The organism is Actinomadura geliboluensis, from assembly GCF_043197915.1.
Taxonomy (GTDB): domain Bacteria; phylum Actinomycetota; class Actinomycetes; order Streptosporangiales; family Streptosporangiaceae; genus Spirillospora; species Spirillospora geliboluensis.
The window spans coordinates 94762-109466 of the sequence record NZ_JBICUA010000006.1; the positions used below are offsets into that span (position 1 = coordinate 94762).

General features: G+C 73.6%; 14 protein-coding genes. 2 read left to right on the plus strand and 12 right to left on the minus strand.

What is annotated here, in order from left to right:
* Window positions 1-7: 7 nt before the first annotated feature.
* From ACGFI1_RS20435 to ACGFI1_RS20480, 10 genes are all read right to left on the minus strand, one after another.
* Window positions 8-439 carry a pilus assembly protein TadG-related protein gene (locus tag ACGFI1_RS20435; RefSeq protein WP_364550691.1) on the minus strand — a complete coding sequence of 144 codons (432 nt, stop codon included), beginning with the start codon at window positions 437-439 and terminating at the stop codon, window positions 8-10.
* Entirely contained in the window at window positions 436-891 is a 456-nt protein-coding gene (locus ACGFI1_RS20440; protein ID WP_392787083.1) for a TadE family protein, read from the minus strand. The genes ACGFI1_RS20435 and ACGFI1_RS20440 overlap by 4 nt, the downstream gene beginning before the upstream one ends.
* Window positions 888-1337, minus strand: coding sequence for a TadE family protein (locus tag ACGFI1_RS20445; protein ID WP_392787085.1), 450 nt, complete (start codon window positions 1335-1337; stop codon window positions 888-890). The genes ACGFI1_RS20440 and ACGFI1_RS20445 overlap by 4 nt, the downstream gene beginning before the upstream one ends.
* 5 nt (window positions 1338-1342) lie before the next feature.
* Entirely contained in the window at window positions 1343-1564 is a 222-nt protein-coding gene (locus ACGFI1_RS20450; RefSeq protein WP_301175177.1) for a Flp family type IVb pilin, read from the minus strand.
* Between the two features lie 52 nt (window positions 1565-1616).
* Window positions 1617-2534: a type II secretion system F family protein gene (locus ACGFI1_RS20455; protein ID WP_301175176.1), complete on the minus strand. Its 918-nt coding sequence runs from the start codon at window positions 2532-2534 to the stop codon at window positions 1617-1619.
* Window positions 2531-3553: a type II secretion system F family protein gene (locus ACGFI1_RS20460; RefSeq protein WP_386873599.1), complete on the minus strand. Its 1023-nt coding sequence runs from the start codon at window positions 3551-3553 to the stop codon at window positions 2531-2533. The genes ACGFI1_RS20455 and ACGFI1_RS20460 overlap by 4 nt, the downstream gene beginning before the upstream one ends.
* 4 nt (window positions 3554-3557) lie before the next feature.
* Window positions 3558-4859: a CpaF family protein gene (locus tag ACGFI1_RS20465; protein WP_364550700.1), complete on the minus strand. Its 1302-nt coding sequence runs from the start codon at window positions 4857-4859 to the stop codon at window positions 3558-3560.
* Window positions 4860-5756: a hypothetical protein gene (locus ACGFI1_RS20470; RefSeq protein WP_386873598.1), complete on the minus strand. Its 897-nt coding sequence runs from the start codon at window positions 5754-5756 to the stop codon at window positions 4860-4862.
* 2 nt (window positions 5757-5758) lie between these two features.
* Window positions 5759-6655, minus strand: a complete 897-nt coding sequence (locus tag ACGFI1_RS20475; RefSeq protein WP_387078220.1) for a hypothetical protein — start codon at window positions 6653-6655, stop codon at window positions 5759-5761.
* A gap of 259 nt (window positions 6656-6914) precedes the next feature.
* A complete protein-coding gene (locus tag ACGFI1_RS20480) occupies window positions 6915-7619 on the minus strand; it encodes a TetR/AcrR family transcriptional regulator (protein ID WP_392787089.1) in 705 nt (234 codons plus the stop codon).
* Window positions 7620-7779: 160 nt separating this feature from the next.
* Between ACGFI1_RS20480 and ACGFI1_RS20485 the strand changes: the two genes are divergently transcribed.
* Window positions 7780-8721, plus strand: a complete 942-nt coding sequence (locus ACGFI1_RS20485) for an NAD-dependent epimerase/dehydratase family protein (RefSeq protein WP_392787091.1) — start codon at window positions 7780-7782, stop codon at window positions 8719-8721.
* 37 nt (window positions 8722-8758) lie between these two features.
* Window positions 8759-13207 (plus strand): FtsK/SpoIIIE domain-containing protein, encoded by a 4449-nt coding sequence (locus ACGFI1_RS20490; RefSeq protein WP_392787093.1) that lies wholly within the window; start codon window positions 8759-8761, stop codon window positions 13205-13207.
* Window positions 13208-13433: 226 nt separating this feature from the next.
* On the opposite strand, the gene ACGFI1_RS20495 is transcribed toward ACGFI1_RS20490, so the two are convergent.
* Together ACGFI1_RS20495 and ACGFI1_RS20500 are read right to left on the minus strand one after the other, a co-directional pair.
* On the minus strand, window positions 13434-14021 hold the full coding sequence (locus tag ACGFI1_RS20495) for a hypothetical protein (protein WP_392787095.1): 588 nt from the start codon (window positions 14019-14021) through the stop codon (window positions 13434-13436).
* Between the two features lie 109 nt (window positions 14022-14130).
* The gene (locus ACGFI1_RS20500; protein WP_392787098.1) at window positions 14131-14679 is read right to left on the minus strand and encodes a hypothetical protein; all 549 of its coding nucleotides are present in this window, start codon (window positions 14677-14679) and stop codon (window positions 14131-14133) included.
* Window positions 14680-14705 lie beyond the last annotated feature (26 nt).

The following is a 14705-nucleotide window of genomic DNA, read 5'->3' on the forward strand; positions in this document are numbered from 1 at the left end:
CGATCGCTCACGGGCCCTCGTCTCCGGTGACCGGCCGGGCGGTGGCGCCGGCGGTCATCTGGAACTCGCCGAAGCCCGGGATGATCCCGAGGAGCTGCGGCCGCACGCTGATCTGGACGGAGACCGCGACCTCCTGCTCGTCGGCGTCGCACCGCGACGCGGTCACCCGGTCCGGGTAGGCGGCGAGCAGGTCGCACGCCGCCGCGCGGGCCCGGCCTGGGTCGAGGACGGGGTCGCCGGTCTCGCGCAAAGCGGCGTCGTCGATCTGGTTGGCGCCCGCCCGCGCCGCCTGCTCGGCCATGTCGGCGGCCCGCTGCCGGGCGTGGATGGCGAGGCCGCCGTCCACCAGCAGCCCCGCCAGCAGCAGGACGACCGGTGTGAACAGCACCGTGTACATCGCGATCGTGCCGCGGTCGTCCCCGCGCTCGACGGGCCTCATGGCGCGGTTCCCGGGTCGTCGGCGCCGCCCTCGTCCGTGCCGCGGTTGGTGAAGGTGTCGACGGGCGCGATCGCGTGGCCCTGCAGGCGCTTGCTGCCGGGCAGCCCGATGAACGCGAGGTCGCCGAGGTCGACGTCGCAGGTGACGGTCACGCCGACGCTCCCGCCGGGCCCCCAGTCGGACACGTCGGTCCGGACGACGGGGCCGCCCGAGCACCAGTCGGTGCCGCGCATCCCGGCGGCGGCGGTGTCGGCGGCGAGGTCCTGCGCGGACCCGGCGCTGCGGGCGATGGACGCGGCGCGGGCGGCGTCCCGGGCGGCGCCGTCCACCTGGCTCTTGGCGTCCACCATCCGGCCCGCGCCGGCGAGGAAGAGCAGGAACGCGATGAAGATGGGCGTGACCAGCACCATCTCCAGCGACATCGAGCCCCGCTCGGCGGCGCCGCCCGTCACGGCCCCGCTCCCCGCTGGCAGGCGGTGCCGGAGCCGACGTCCGGCCGGAAGCACTCGATCGGCCCCTGCGAGCGCTGCGACACGTGGAACGTCATGAACGGCACGACCTGGACGGCCTCGCCGCTGACCTCCACCCACCGCTCGTCGTTCTCCTCTCCCGCCCGCACCTGGAGGCCGCTCAGCAGGTCCGGGCCGATCTCGCGGACCGACCCGGCCGCCTTCGCGGTCGCGGCGCCCTCCCAGCCACCGCCGACCGGGGAGGTCCGCGCGACGCGGGCGCCCGACTGCGCCGCGGCGAGCGCGACGTGCCGGGCGTGGAAGACCATGGCGAACTGCACGACGACGAGCATCACCAGGATGAGGATCGGCGTGAGCAGCGCCCACTCCATCGACGACACGCCGACGTCGGACCGCAGGAGGGAGGCCGCTCGGTCCCTGGGCCGCATCGCGGTCAGCCCGTGTTGATGCTGTTGGCCTTGTCCTGGATCTTCTTCTGGATCACCGCGCCGATGGTGATCGCGATCAGCGCGAGGATCGCGGTGATGATCGCCCATTCGATCGCGGACGCGCCGCGGCTGCGGTCCTCCTCGGCGCGCAGCCGGGCCACCCGCGCGCCGAGCACGGCCCGCAGGTACAGGACGGACGGATGGTCCAGGGGGTTCAGCGGTTCCATTCGGACACCTCCACGGGGTTCGGGCACGGGCCCTGGGCTGCTGCGCGGCGGGTCATGACGCGAGCACCCGCATCAGGGCCGGGTAGGCGAGGAAGATCAGGAATCCGGCGCACAGGAACAGCTGCGCGACGAGCATCGACTGGGAGCGCTCGCCGGCCTTGCCCTCCAGCTCCGACAGCTCCCGGCTGCGCATGGACGCGGCGCGGGCGGCGAGCGACTTGCGGATCTGCGCGCCGTCGTCGGAGACGAGCGCGAGGGCCCCGGCGAGGTCGCGCAGCTCGGCGACGTCGAGTTCCTCGCCGAGCCGGCCGAGCGCCTGCCAGGGCGTCTGGCCGGTGATGCGGGCGTTGGACAGGGCGTCCCGGATGCGGTGCATGGCCCAGCCCTCGCCGACGTTCGACGCGGTCATCAGCGCCTCGGGGACGCCGCGCCCGCCCGCGAGGTTCATCGAGACGAGGTCGAGGAACGCGCCGACGACGTGCCGGAAGTCCTGCCGGCGGGCCTGCGCCTCCTGCCGGAGCTGCATGTCGGGGTAGAAGAAGAACAGCACGGCGAACAGCACGCAGATCCACGCGGGGACGGCGACGGAAGAGCCGAGCCCGAGCAGCGTGAAGTAGGCGAGGATCAGCGGGATGAACAGCAGCGCGCCCGCCGGGAGCAGGAACTTGGTGGCGAGGAACGCCTCCAGCGACCGCTCGGTGATCGCCAGGTCGGCGCGGACGGAGCGGAGCCGCCAGCCGCGCGACTCGCAGAACTTCGCCAGCTCCCGGCCGATCTTGGCGCGCATCCCGCCGACGCGTTCCAGCGTCGGTGACATCCTCCCGAGCCGCTGCTCCTCCAGGTCGCGGCGGCGGGCGGCGTCGAGCGCGGCCATCCGCGCGGCGAGGCCGGGACGGGCCGGGAACAGCGCCCGGACCAGCACGTACAGGCCGAGGCCGACGACGGCGCCCGCGAGCATCGCACCGTTCACGCGGCGCCACCCCCTCCGGCGTCCATCGTGTGCCGGCCGCGCAGCGGCGGCTCCTGCGCGCCCTGCCGGCCGCCGTCGGAGCCCTGCCAGCCGGCGACCGTGCTCGGCACCTCGCCGGGCACGCCCGGCTCGGCCGTCCGGCGCGGCTCGCTGAGGAACCGCCCCGGCAGCTCGTAGCGCGCCAGCCGGCGCAGCCACAGGAACGCCGCCCCGTACAGCGCGACGACGATGCACAGGACGAGCTGCCCGAGGAAGTCGTCGTACGGCTCGACGTAGGAGTGGTTGAACACGGCGAGCGCGAGGGCCGTCCCGACGGAGACGGCGACGACGATGCGGACGCTGCGCCGGGTGGCGCGCCGGTCGGCCTCGACGCGGCGCCGCATGTCGAGTTCGGCGCGGGCGGACGCCGCGAGGGCGCTCAGCATGTCGCGCAGGCCGGGGCCGCGCAGCTTGGCGTTCAGGATCAGCGCGGCGATCACCAGGTCGGCGGACGGGTCGTCGATGTCGTCGGCGAACCGGCGCAGCGCCTCCGGCATCGGGACGCGGGTGTGCAGCCGGTCGACGAGGTCGCGCAGCGGCTGCTGGAGGGCGGGCGCGGCGGCGCGCTGCGAGGCGGGGATGGCCTGTTCGAGGCCGACCGCGCCGGCGATCGTGTCGCGCAGCGACTCCGTCCAGCCGGCGAGGCCCTCCAGCCGCGCCATGCCCCGGCGCTCCTCGGCGGCGCCGCCCGCGAGGCCCTCCCAGGCGAGGACGAGCGCCCCGGTGCCGGCGGCGGCGATCGGCCACTGCGTCACGATCAGCACGAGGAAGCCGACGATGACGGCGACGGCGGTGCGGGTGGTGAGGGTGCGGATGAGGTCCTCGCGGCTGCGGCCGCGCGCGGGCCCGCGCCGGGGCGGCAGCCCGCGCAGCGCGACGACCAGCAGCAGGAGGCCGCCGCCGGCCACGGCACCCGCGACGATGGCGAGGAGGACGTCCGGCGCGTACATCAGCGCCCACCCCCGGCCCTCACCAGGCACCCCGTCACCAGGCACCTCCGGCGGCGGGGTCGTAGCCGTGCTCGGCCAGCTCGGCGGCGCACGCGATCGGCGCGGACGGCACCGCGAACCCGCCGGGGCCCAGCGCGAACACCTCCGACGACAGGACCCGCCCGTCCACGCCCGTGACCTCCCGAATGCTGGCCACGTAGCGGCGCAGCCGCCCGCCGGAGGCGTAGTCGTTGCGCTTCTCGATGAACACGACGAAGTCGATCGCGCCCGCGATCAGCATGTGCGTCGCCTCGACCGGCAGCCGCTCCTCCGACTGGATCGCGTACGTCGCGACGCGGTTGAACACCTCGACCGAGGAGTTCGCGTGGATCGTGGACAGCGACCCGTCGTTGCCCTGCGTCATCGCGTTCAGCATCGTGACGATCTCGTCGCCGAGCACCTCGCCGACGATCACCCGGGACGGGTTCATCCGCAGCGACCGGCGGACCAGCTCCGCCATCGAGATCGCGCCCTGCCCCTCGGAGTTCGGCAGGCGCTGCTCGAACGCGACGCAGTTCGGGTGCAGCTCGGGGAAGGCGTCCAGGCCGAGTTCGAGGGCGCGCTCGACGGTGATGAGCCGCTCGTGCGGCGGGATCTCGTTGGCGACGGCGCGCAGCAGCGTCGTCTTCCCCGCGTTCGTCGCCCCCGCGATCATGATGTTCTTGCGGGCGAGCACGGCGGCGCGGAAGAACTGCCCGATCTCCGGCGTGAACGTGCCGTTGCCGACCAGGTCGGCGAGGAACACCTTGCCGAGCCGGGCGCGGCGGATCGACAGCGCGGGGCGGACGGTCACGTCCATCACGGCCGACAGCCGCGAGCCGTCCGGCAGGCGCAGGTCGAGCTGCGGGTTCGCGGTGTCGAACGGGCGCGACGACAGCCCGCTGTAGGCGGCGAGAATCTGGATCAGCTCGACGAGCTCCTCGTCGCTCTCGGCGACCGGCTCGGCCATCACCTCGCGGCCGTCGGCGTAGCCGATGAACACCCGGTCGCAGCCGTTGATGTCGATGTTCTCGATCTCGGGGTCCTCGAGGAGCGGCTGGAGCCGGCCGACGCCGAACAGCGCGGCGTGCACCCCGGCGGCGAGCGCCTCCTCCTCTTCGGCGTTCGGCGGGCGCCGCCCGGAGGTGATCTCGCCGCGCGCGTACTCCTCCAGCACCTGGCCGATCAGCGCGCGGGCGAACTGCCGCTCGTCCTCGGCGGACATCGGCTGCAGCCCGTTCGCCGCGTCCAGCCGGCGCTGCTGCGCCAGCCGGTCGCCGACCTCCTGGCGGAGGCGTTTGACGAGCCCGTGGTCCATCTAGCGCCTCCCCTCCTGCGGAACGCCCGCCGGGACGTGCGCGGCCGCCTCCGGGGGCGGCGCCATCGGCGCGGCCTGCGCCGGCCCGGTGGCGGTGATCCGGCCGGTGAGGTCGGCCGCGACCTCGCGCGCCGACCGGATGAGCAGCGACCGGTCCAGCCGGCCGCCCCACCGCCCGGACAGCAGTTCGGCGCCCTTCGGGTCGAGCGCGAGGCCGCCGAGGACGGTGACGCCGGGCGGTGGCGGGCCCTGCCCCGGGTCGGGGGCCGGGACGCGGTTGCGCGCGATGATCCGGTCGACCTCGGCGACGGAGCCGCGGAAGTCGCGCGGGTCGGCGAGGACCAGCACCCCGATCGGCGGGCCGCCGCGCAGCTCCTCGGTGAGCGCGGTGACGCGCTCGCGCAGGTGCGCGACCTGCTCCAGGGTGGCGCGGGTGAGCAGGACGACGAGGTCGGCCTCGCGCAGCAGGTCGAGCAGCGGGCCGCCCGCGCCGAGCCGCCCGCAGTCGGCGATCACGTCCACCGGGGCGAGCCCGGCGAACGCCCGGCCGAGCGGCCCCCACAGCCAGGTCATCGCCTGCGCCTGCTCGGCGTTGGTGAGCCCGACGAGCACGTCGAGGCCGCCGACGAGCCGCTGGCAGTGCTCGGCGATCTGGTCGGGGCGCAGGCCGCGGCGGGCCGTCGCGGCGAGGCTGAGCAGCCCGCGGGACGGGTTCAGCATGCCGCCGTCGCCGTCGCCGCCGTCCGGCGCGGCGGCGGGCAGCCGGTACACGAGGTCGCCGCCCGCCTGGTCGCACTCCGCGACCAGCACGGGCCGCGGCCACACGGCGCCGAGCGCGACCGCCGCGGTCGTGACGCCCGGCGCCCCCTTGTCGGCCGCGAGCGCGATGAGTGCCACCGTCAGTTACCGCCCGTGCCTGGGCCCGTGCCCGTCCCCTGGCGGGTGCCGCCCGTGCCGGGGGTGCCGCCGGTGTTCGGCGTCCCGCCGGGGACGGGGTCGACGCCCCCGGTGCCGCCGGTCTCCTGGCGGGCGGGCTTCTTGGCCGGGGCCGGCTTCGTCCCGGGCGGCAGCAGCGCGAGCGCGACCGCGCCGGCGGAGGCCGCCTGCGCCACCTGCGGGGCGTCCGCCGGGAGGACGGCGACGTCCACGCTGGTCTGGTCGGAGCGGAGCCGGGTCGGGCCGCCGTCGTCGCGGCCGCCGATCCCGACCACGACGGCCTCCTGGGCGAGGACGGTACCGGGGCGCGGGCCGCCGTTCTGCCCGCCGCCGACCGCGTAGAGGGTGACGCGGCTGCCGGGGACGACGTCCCCGGACGGCAGCTGGCCGGCCTTGAGCGCGAGCCCGACGATCACCCGCCCGCTCTCCGGGGCGGTCGCCGGGCTGATCATGCCGTTGGTCAGCAGCGCGCCCTTCACCAGCGGGACGGCCGCGATGTGCCGGGTGACCTTCGCCCGCTCCGTCCAGGCGAGGTACTGGATCCCGGTGTCGCCGATCTGGACCTCCTCCAGGGCGCTCGCCGGGATCGGCTGCCCGGCGGCGACCGGCTGCGCGACGCGGATCGCCGACACCCGCTCACCGCTCGCCATCACCAGGTAGGCGCTGGCGAGGGCGCCGCCGAGGATCAGCAGCACCGCGAGGGCCGCCAGCGCGGGCTTGCGCTCGCGCGGTGAGGTGGGAAGCCGCTGCCCCCCGGAGGTGCCGAGCCCCGACCGGCCGAGCCCCGCGGTCCCGCCGGACGAGCCCGCCGCCCCACCGCCGGAGATGGTCGACTGGTTGGCCTTCATCGCGCTGCCCACGCGCTCCTTCCCGCCCTTCCGCGGCCCCCGTCCCAGGGATTCCGCGCATGCCGAGCGATCCATGCTTGCGGGGGCGGCAAGGTCCCGTCAATGGATTCGGTGAGGTGAAGCCGTTCCGTATCCGGGCGGACGGTGGTGACCTGCGAATTCTTTGGTCACATGGCTACTTACCACCAGTCACATGCGTCACTGACCACATGCTGGACACGTCCGTGGATGCCCCGCGAGACCGCGCGAGGCCCGGGGAGGCCGCGCCGCGTCACGGTTCCAGGCCGACGAGGCGGCCGAGCAGGGACATGGAGTGGTCGAAGTAGGCGGACCGTTCCTCCTCGATCACGTTGTTGAATTGCCCGAACAATTCAAAGCTGACAGTTCCGTACAAGCCGGCCCATGCGGTGAAGGCCCGAGTCATCACGTCGTCGGGGAGATCCATGGGCAGCGCGGCGCGCGCGCGGGCCAGGTCGGCGGCGAGTGAGGGCGGCGCGGGCGGGAGCGGTCCTGCGGGATCGAGCGCACCGGCGGCGTGCGCCTCGCTGATGATGCGCGTGAAGACCAGCGTGTCGCGGACGGCGGCGGGGACGGTGTCCTGCGGCGCCGTGTAGCCAGGGACGGGCGACCCGTACAGCAGCGCGTACTCGTGCGGGCGCTCCAGGGCCCACCCCCGGACGGCCCTGCACACCGCGAGCCACCGGCCGGCGAAGTCGCCGGGGTCGGTCACCGCGTCGGCGCGCTCGACGGCCTCCCCGACCGCGTTGTAGCCGTCGATGATCAGCGCGGTCAGCAGGTCGTCGCGGCTCGGGAAGTACCGGTAGATCGCCGACGACACCATGCCCATCTCGCGGGCGACCGCGCGCAGCGACAGGCCGGCCGCGCCCTCGGTGGCGAGCTGCCGCCGCGCGATCTCGGTGATCTCCCTGATCAGCTCGGCCCGCACCCGCTCGCGCGCCGTCCGTCCCGCGCTCATGCGGGCCTCCCGTGCGGGGCCGTCGCGCCCCGGTTCGGTTCGCTCATGCCCCGAGATTAACAGAGCGTTGCACTGAAGCGAGAGCACTGCTCTTGACAACACCGCTCTCGTGAGAGAGCATCGCTCTCGTTGCAGAGCACCGAACCGAAGGAGCAGGGACATGGGCAAGCACGTGATCGTCGGAGCGGGGCAGGTCGGGGCGCACCTCGCCGAGCGGCTCACCGCGCGCGGACATGACGTCGTCGTCGTGACGCGGTCGGGATCGGGGCCCGAGGGCGTCGAGCGGATCGCCGCCGACGTCGCGGACCGGACCCGGCTGACGCAGATCACCAAGGGCGCCGACGCCCTCTACAACTGCGTCAACCCGCAGTACCACCGCTGGGTGCAGGACTGGCCGCCGATGGCGGCGTCCTTCCTCGGCGCCGCCGAGGACACCGGGGCCGTCCTGGTCACGCTGAGCAATCTCTACCTGTACGGGCCGGTCGACGGGCCGATGACCGAGGACCTGCCGCTCGCCGCGCCCGGCACGAAGGGGCAGGTGCGGGCGAAGATGTCGCAGGACGCCTTCGCCGCGCACAAGGCGGGCCGCATCCGGACCACCGAGCTGCGGCCGTCCGACTACTACGGGCCCCGGAGCACCGACCAGGCGTACATCGGCGAGACCCGGTTCGTGAAGCCGCTGCTGGCGGGCAAGCGGGTGCTGTACTTCAGCGACCCGTCCGTCCCGCACTCGTGGACGTACCTGCCGGACGTCGCCGAGGCCCTCGCCATCGCCGGCACGGACGAGCGGGCGCTCGGCCGCGTCTGGCACGTCCCGACGGCGCCGGCGGTGTCCACGCTGGAGGTCGCGGAGCGGCTGTGCGCGATCGCGGGCGCGCCGAAGCCGCGGGTCACCGAGGTGCCGCGCGCCGTGTTCCGCGCGCTCGGGCTGTTCTCCCCGCTGCTGAAGGAGCTGCGGGAGACCCGCTACCAGTTCGACGAACCGTACGTTCTCGACTCCTCCGCTTTTCAGGCGACGTTCGGGATGGCTCCCACCCCGCTGGACGACGCCCTCGAAACGATCATCGCCGCCTACCGGAAGTCCGCCGGGGTTGATGCCTAAGCTGACTCCGGTCGACCAGCGGACGTCGGAGGCTCGGATGCGGATCTCGTTCACGGCGCTGACCGGCGGCGGTCCTCGCGATGTCGTCATCGACGTCGACGCCGAGGCCACCGTCGGCGGGATCGCGCAGTCGCTCGCGGCCGTCCTCGACGGCGCCCCGCCGGCCCTCACTCCGCGCTTCTCCAAGGCCGCGCTGCTCGCCAAGGACGGGCGCGGCCCGCGCAAGGCCCTGTGGATGGACGGCCGGATGCTCGACCCGCAGGCCCTCGCCGTCAAGGAGCTGCGGGACGGCGCCGTCGTCGCGGTCGAGCAGCGCGGCGCCGCCGCCACCGTCCTCGCCGAGCCGACCGGCCTCGTCGAGGTCCGGGTCATCGGCGGCCCGGCCGCCGGGTCGGTGCACCGGCTCGGGCTCGGCACCAGCACCATCGGCTCCGGGCGGGACGTGGACGTCGTGCTGGACGACCCGTCCGTCCCGGCGCGGTCCCTGCGGCTCACGGTCGCGCGCGACACCGTCGAGGTCGAGGCGTCCGCGATGACGATGCAGGGCGCCGCCGCGCTGGACGGCACGCCGCTCGGCGCGAAGACCGCCTGGCCCGCCGAGGCGCTGCTGACGGTCGGCGACAGCGTGCTCGCGCTCGCCCCGAGCGCCGCGCCCGACACCCACCTCGAACCGCTCCCCGAGGGCGGGCTCGCGTTCAACCGGCCGCCGCGGCTGCACCCGGCCGACCGGGTGCGGACGCTGGACGTCCCGAAGCGCCCCGAACGCAACCCGCGCGAACGGCTCCGGCTGTTCGGCGCGCTGCTGTTCTCGGCGTTCGGCCTGGTCATGGCGTTCGCGCTCGGCCAGTGGTGGTGGGCGCTGTTCGCGCTGGCCTGGCCGGTGATGACGGTCGGCGAGTGGATCGGCGACCGGCTGCACGGCCGCAAGTCGTACAAGAAGGCGCTGAAGGAGTACCACCGCAGAGCGGGCGAGTTCGACGGCGAGCTGGAGCGGCTGCGGCGCGCGGACGAGGCCGAGCGGCGCGCCCTGCACCCCGACCCCGCCGAGGTGCTGCTCACCGCCACGGGCCCGCGCCGCCGCCTGTGGGAGCGGCGCCGCGACGACGCCGACGTCCTGCACCTGCGGGTCGGGCTCGCCGACCTGCCCGCCCGCATCGAGCTGACCGGCGACCCGCGCGCGGTGCCGATCCCGGCGGCCCGGCGGGTCCCGGTGGCGCTGCCGCTCCGCGAACTCGGCGTCGTCGGGCTGACCGGCCCCCGGTACGCCTCTCGCGCGCTGGCCCGGTGGATGGTCGCGCAGGCCGCCGTCCTGCACAGCCCCCGCGACCTCGCCATCGTCGTCCTCTCCGCCGACCAGCAGGCGGGGGACGAGTGGAACTGGGTGCGCTGGCTGCCGCACTGCGCGCCGCGCGAAGGCGAGGACTGCGTGGCCCTCGTCGGGGCCGACACCGAGTCGGCCGCGCACCGCATCACCGAACTCGCGATCCGCGTCACCGAACGGCGCCGTACCGCACAGGCCGAGTCGTCGTTCTTCGGGCAGGACGCGGTGCCGTCCGTCCCGTACAACATCTTGATCGTGCTCGACGGCGCGCGCGCGTTGCGTCGCCTGCCCGGCATGCCGATGCTCCTGTCACGAGGCGCCGAGTACGGCCTCTACGCCATCTGCGTGGACGACGAGGAACGCCTGCTCCCCGAAGAGTGCCAGCTGGTCGCCGCCTGGGACCCGCAGCGCCCGTCCCAGCTCCGCCTCCAAGGGCAAGGGCTCGAAGTAGTCGGCCCGGTGCTCGCCGACCAGGTCTCCCCGGCCTGGACAGACCGGGTGGCGCGCGCGCTGGCCCCCGTCCGGGACGTGTCCCGCGAAGACCCGGCCGACTCCATCCCGGCCGACGTACGGCTCCTCGACATCCTCGGCATGCCCGAACCCACAGCGGAGCACATCCTCCAGTCATGGGGCAGGACGGGCCGCACCACACGCGTCCCCATCGGCCTCGGCTCAGGGCAGCCCTACGAGATCGACCTCCGCACAGACGGCCCCCACGGCCTCATCGCCGGAACCACAGGCGCGGGCAAGTCGGAACTACTGCAAACCCTCATCGCCTCCCTCGCCGTGGCGAACCGCCCGGACGAGATGACGTTCGTCCTCATCGACTACAAGGGCGGCGCCGCGTTCAAGGACTGCGCCCGCCTCCCCCACACCGTCGGCATGGTCACCGACCTCGACGGCCACGCCACCGAACGCGCCCTCGAATCCCTCGCCGCCGAACTCCGCCGCCGCGAGGAGATCCTCCTCGACGCCGGCGCCAAGGACATCGACGACTACAACGACCTGCGCACCGCCGACCCCGGCCTGCCCGCCATGCCGCGCCTCGTCCTCATCATCGACGAGTTCGCCGCCATGGTCACCGAACTGCCCGACTTCGTCACCGGGCTCGTCGACATCGGCCGCCGCGGCCGCTCCCTCGGCGTCCACCTCATCCTCGCCACCCAGCGCCCCGCCGGGGTCGTCACCGCCGACATCCGCGCCAACACCAACCTGCGCATCGCGCTCCGCGTCACCGACCCGGACGAATCGACCGACGTCCTCGACTCGCCCGAAGCCGCGCAGATCTCCAAGTCGACCCCGGGCCGCTGCTACGTCCGCTCCGGCATGGCGGCGCCGCAGCCCGTCCAGTCCGCGCGGATCGGCGGCCGCCGCAGCGGCCCCGCCGGCCCCGGCACCACCGTCCTCGCCCTGCCCTGGCAGGGCCTCGGCCACCCGCTGCCCGCGCCCCGCGAGGCCGCCGACGACACCACCCTCGCCACCGACCTCGGCGTCCTCGTCCAGGCCGTCGACGAGGCCGCCCGCCGCGCCGGCATCGCCCGCCGGCCGTCCCCGTGGCTGAGCCCGCTGCCGGACATGATCAAGCTGACGCCGCGCACCGCCGCGGGCGGCTCCGTCGTGGACGTCCCGCCGATCCGGTTCGGCATCACCGACCTGCCCGCCGTCCAGTCCCGCGAGGAACTCGCCCTCGACCTCACCGCCGGCGGCCACCTCTACCTCGCCGGGTCCGCCCAGTCGGGCCGCTCCACCGCGCTGCGCACCATCGCCGGCTCCCTCGCCTCGTCCTGCTCCCCCTACGACGCCCACCTGTACGCGATCGACTGCGGCGCCAACGCGCTGCTCCCCCTGGTGTCCCTGCCGCACTGCGGCGCCGTCGTCACCCGCGACCAGCTCGACCGCTGCGAACGCCTCCTCACCGCCCTCACCGCCGAGGTCGCCCGCCGCCAGCAGCTCCTCGCCGAGGCCGGCTTCGCCACCCTCGCCGAGCAGCGCGCCGCCGTCGCCGCCACCGACCGCCTCCCCTGGATGGTGCTGCTCCTCGACCGCTGGGAGGGCTTCCTCGGCGCGTTCGAGCACTACGACTACGGCCGCCTCGTCGACCAGGCCGTCCACCTCCTGCGCGAGGGCGCCGCCGTCGGCCTCCGCGCCGTCTTCACCGGCGACCGCTCCGGCCTCGGCGGCCAGATCTCCACCGTCTTCGACCGCCGCCTCCTGCTGCGCATGGCCGACCCGAACGACTACGGCTACGGCGGCCTCCAGGACCGCCAGATCCCCGCCGCCATGCCGCCCGGCCGCGCCCTCGAACCCACCGCCCCGAACGCGCCCCCGCGCGAATCCCAGATCTGCCTCCTCGGGGACGACCCGTCCGGCACGTCCCAGGTGGCCGTCCTCCAGGAGATCGCCCGCACCTGCGTGTCCCGCTACGGCCGCCTCCCCCGCCGCCGTCGCCCCCTCCACGTGGACGAGCTGCCCGTCCGCGTCACCTACCGCGAGGCCATGTCCCTCGACCCCGAGTTCACCGCCCCCTCACCCCTGTGGGCCCTGGTCGGCGTCGGCGGCGACACCCTCGCCCCCGTCGGCGTCGACCTCCTCAACGAGGGCCCCGGCTTCGCCGTCGCCGGCCCGCCCCGCTCGGGCCGCTCCACGACCCTCCGCACGATCGTCCATTCGCTCCTCGACCCGGCCGTGGGCGGCGGCCTCGTCCCCGTCGTCCTGGTCACGCCCCGCCGCTCCCCGCTCCGCACCCTCGCGGACCGCCCCGGCGTCCTCGGCGTCCTCACCGCCGACTCCGACCCCGACGACCTCGCGGACGCCATCGGCGACGAGCACCGCTACGCCGTCATCGTCGACGACGCCGAACTCCTCGACGAGACCGACCTGGACGACGCCCTCCGCGACGTCCTCCGCACCGCCCGCGACGGCGAGCACGCCGTCATCATCGGCGGCACCACCGCCGACCTCGGCCGCGGCTACCGAGGCTTCCTCTCCGACACCCGCCGCTCCCGCTCCGGCGTCCTGCTGTCCATCGACTCCCCCGACGACGGCGACCTCTTCGGCCTACGCCTCCCCCGCAACGCCCCTCTGGGCGGCCCCACCGGCCGCGGCCTCTTCGTAGCCACCGGCACCACAACCCAAATCCAAGTAGCCCTCCCCCCAACCGACTAACCCCGACAAGCGGAAACGGCGAGGGGCGGTGCGGGATGTGACGCGCGGGCAACAGCTGTCGATAGGGACGACCCCTGGTAGTGCGGAGCCGCGAGATTGCGGCGCGGCCGTCCTACCTCACCGCTGACTGATAGTGCCGGTCGACTGTCCCGAACGAGGGATCCATACCAGCCATGCCGCGCACGCCATCGCTCGAACTCGGCAACGCCTAACGCGGGACCTCTGCTCATGACGCCCTCGGCGTGCACTTGTGGAGCTCCCCGAATCGCTTCTCCGCGATTCGCATGAAGTCGAACATGTCCTGCACCGCATCCCGCCCCCGCGCCACCCGCGCGAAGTTGATGCTGATCCACACTTTCTTCCGCCCGCACCTGAACAACGCGATCACATAGTTGGGAAGCCCGGTTAGACCACCGCTCGGGTCATGGCCGGCCAGCCCTCGCCCCATCTCCGCCGGGATCTGCTGAGATGACTTGTGCGTCCAGTTCTCCCGCTGCGTGTGCAGAATCTCCTCGCCGTCCTTGTACGACCACTCGAGCCCTAGTGCACTCCTCCCTTTCGGAGGCAGCGCAACACAAAGCCCACCATCCTTCTGAGGCCCGCTCCAGTGACTCCTCAACCGAGCAGTCACTCCCGTTGCACGCTGAAAAGAAGGCTCGGGTACCAGGTCGCAGAGGTAGGGAGCACCATCCACCACTGGCCGCACATCGGGCAACGCCTTCGTTCCGGCAGTGCCCCCACCATCGCACCCGGTGACCAGCATCACCATGAGCACGAGAAGGTGGCTCGGCGCCCGTCGTCGCACCGAGATCATCGCTGGAGGCTTACCGGAACTTCGCGCCACGCGAGCCCTCGCGAGCGCTGTCCGTCACTCTCAATAAACGAACGACCACCAACAACGCGGGCAGTCGCGGGACCTCTGCTCATGACGCCCTCGGCGTGCATTTGTGGAGCTCGCCGAACCGCTTCTCCGCGATCCGCATGAACTCGAACATGTCCTGCACCGCATCCCGCCCCCGCACCACCCGCGCGAAGTCGATGCTGATCCACGCTTTCTTCTGCCCGCACCTGAACAACGCGATCACGTAGTTGGGAAGCCCGGTGAGACCACCGCTCGGGTCATATCCGGCCAGCCCCCGCCCCAACTCCGCCGGGAGCCGCTGAGATGACTTGTGCGCCCAGTTATTCCGCTGCGTCCGAAGAATCTCCTCACCGTCCTTGTACGACCACTCGAGCCCCAGTACACTCGCCCCTTTTTGAGGCAGCGCAACACAAAGCCCACCATCTTTCTGAAGCCCACTCCAATAATTCCTCAACCGAGCAGTCACTCCCGTTGCACGCTGAAAAGAAGGCTCGGGCACCAGGTCGCAGAGGTAGGGAGCACCATCCACCACTGGTCGCACATCAGGCGACACCTTCGTTCCCCCGGCACCGCCACCATTACACCCGGTGACCAGCATCACCATGAGCACGAGAAGGAGGCTCGACACCCGTCGCC